General features: G+C 41.4%; 2 protein-coding genes. Both read right to left on the bottom strand.

Annotated features, from left to right (window positions below):
- Positions 1 to 66: 66 nt before the first annotated feature.
- Entirely contained in the window at positions 67 to 786 is a 720-nt protein-coding gene (istB, locus tag IQ19_RS27570) for an IS21-like element helper ATPase IstB (RefSeq protein WP_144547015.1), read from the bottom strand.
- Positions 779 to 2,287: an IS21 family transposase gene (gene istA / locus IQ19_RS27565; protein ID WP_144547012.1), complete on the bottom strand. Its 1,509-nt coding sequence runs from the start codon at positions 2,285 to 2,287 to the stop codon at positions 779 to 781. The genes istB and istA overlap by 8 nt, the downstream gene beginning before the upstream one ends.
- Positions 2,288 to 2,437 lie beyond the last annotated feature (150 nt).

Genomic DNA, 2,437 nt, shown 5'->3' with positions numbered 1-2,437 from the left:
TGTATTTGGCAAGCAAAAAATGCATGAAACGGCAGTTAATAATGTAGCCACCTGCCAACAGTATATCTAGTTCTGTAATATAGACTCTTTATAACGATGACTATCGCCGTTGAAGACTACCAGATGAGAATGATGGATCAGTCGGTCAATGACTGCTTCCGTCAAGATTGGGTCGCCAAAGACATGGTTCCACTGACCGAACTGAAGATTAGTGGTAATAATAATGCTTTTTGCCTCATAACACATTGAAATAACCTGGAATAATAATTCTCCACCTTGTTTATGTAGAGGAATGTAACCCAGCTCATCGAGAATTAATAAATCCAGCTTTTCAAGTTGCTTAAATAATTTCGGCAGAGTACCTTTTTCATTCGCCTCAAGAAGCCGATTTACTAATCCTGCCACTGTGTAAAACTTTACCGATTTGCCAAACTTATGTATGGCATTCAAGCCAATTAGCGTGGCTAGGTAGGTTTTGCCGACGCCTACTCCTCCATAGAAAATCGCATTCTCTTGCTTTTCCATGAATTGTCCATATAAAAGGTTGTCCTTTGTCATTCCTGGCGGAACCTGCACCTCATTCCAATCAAACGGTTTTCCTTTCACCGTTGGAAGTGTAGCCTGATTTAACAGGAGATTCATCCTGCGCTCTTCACGCTGCCGGATTTCAGCTTCAAAAAGTTTGAGTAAATATTCTCGGTTACTCGCCACTTCTACTTCATCAAAATGATCTTTGATCCAACTTAGCTTCAACCGTTTAGCATAAGATTTTATTTGGTCATTCATTATGCTGCACCTCTTTTTGGAGTTGATCATAATGATCTAAGCCTCGCGTTGCTACCGGCAGTTGAGGCAACGACCTTTTTGAGCTTAGTTCACTTCTGATTCCACGGCCGTTAATAAGTTGATAGAATACTTGTTTAATGGCATCCACGGAGGGATGCCCATATTCAGAAGCGATGACCAAGGCTTTGGTAATAACGCTGAAATCGTGATCCTTTAAGATTATCGATAATAGTTTCAGTGCCTCTGGCTTTTCAGTTACAGTACAGGAGCCGAAATAGTTCTTCCATTCTTCCGGAAGCTGATCATAAAAACTAGTATATTTAAGTGCCGTAGGCCGTTTGGCCATCAAGTTCAGGTACGGCTGCCATTTCATGGACTTTCTATATTGGCCATATAGACGGGAATGGCTTACTACGAGCTGATGGTCATCGTTTAAGATATCCACCCTGTTATATGATATTTTTACGAGTACCTTACTAAGCGCATACCTTGGTGAAGTTGAATATAGATTAAGGTCAAGCTTAATATATCCGTATTTATCGGCTTTAAGGGTCTCGTACCTGACACATTCGTATTCTTTTGCCGGCAATAGGAGGAAGGCATCCTTATCCTCCTCGAAGAGCTCCTCAATCTTCCATTTTTTTTGGTAATGCTTCCTTTTACGGTCCTTCTCTGCCTTGCCCCATAGTTTTTTATTCAGCTCATCCAGTTCGATTACATGAAGTCCGGGGAGAAGGAAGTTATTCCTGATATACTTGACCATTGCTTCTACGTGCCCTTTTTCATTCCCGCTATTAGGATTACAGAATTCACACTCGAAACCGTAGTGCAGAACGAAGTTCTGGAATTCATCCGTTAATTGCCGTTCACCATTTGGCAGTATTTTCTTCACCGCAGGGGAAAGGTTATCAAACCGTATGGTTTTCGGCACTCCACCCATATGGTGAAAAACTCTTTTCATCCCCTCAAGAAAGCACTCTCTGTTTTGGGAAGGAAAAACCTGAAAATAAAAAGCATTACTGAAAGGGAAGGACAATACAAGGTATGGCAAGACAATCTCTTCTCCTCCGTAAACAAAAGGAGCTTCTCCAAAATCCACCTGGGCAGTTCCTGGTATAGCTTCGAGTGGAAGAGCTGCATCATTTACCTCATTGAGGAAATCCTTCTTCCTTGTGGAAACATAATCCCTTACCGTACGGTCGGAACCTATAAAGCCATGATGCTCCTTTAATAATTCCCACATTCTCTTGGCTGTCCTACGAAACTTCTTTTTCTTTTTTAGATCTTCCTTAATCCACTCATCCAATATGGCTTTCACTGGTCCTATCACAGGAGCAGTCCTAGTTAGTTTCTTTTTAGGTTTTTCGTTGAAGTCCTCCATCTCTGCATACTTCTTAACGGTTCTGGGATCTCTCCCCATTTTTTTAGCCACACTGGAATATCCGCAGCCTTTAAAGTTAACTTCATGTCTGATATAATTAATCTCGGCCACAGCCAACATCTCCTTAATACCTCCTGCACGTTTTGTACCCAACAGGAAGTGTATGTGTATTTGGGAATGTTGACAAGTGGCCTTTTTTAATTTGTGCAGGCCCCTCGGGGCCTGCACAAATTAAATGCCATAACCTACATTTTTATGATGCCATAAACA

Origin of the sequence: Cytobacillus oceanisediminis (assembly GCF_007830235.1) — a bacterium.
GTDB classification, from domain to species: domain Bacteria; phylum Bacillota; class Bacilli; order Bacillales; family Cytobacillaceae; genus Cytobacillus; species Cytobacillus oceanisediminis.
The sequence above is the reverse complement of the archived record's forward strand: the minus strand, read 5'-3'. Positions and strand labels throughout refer to the sequence as shown.

Coding starts and splice junctions, on each gene's coding strand:
- istB (WP_144547015.1), bottom strand. CDS start 786: ATGAATGACCAAATAAAATCTTATGCTAAACGGTTGAAGCTAAGTTGG.
- istA (WP_144547012.1), bottom strand. CDS start 2,287: ATGTTGGCTGTGGCCGAGATTAATTATATCAGACATGAAGTTAACTTT.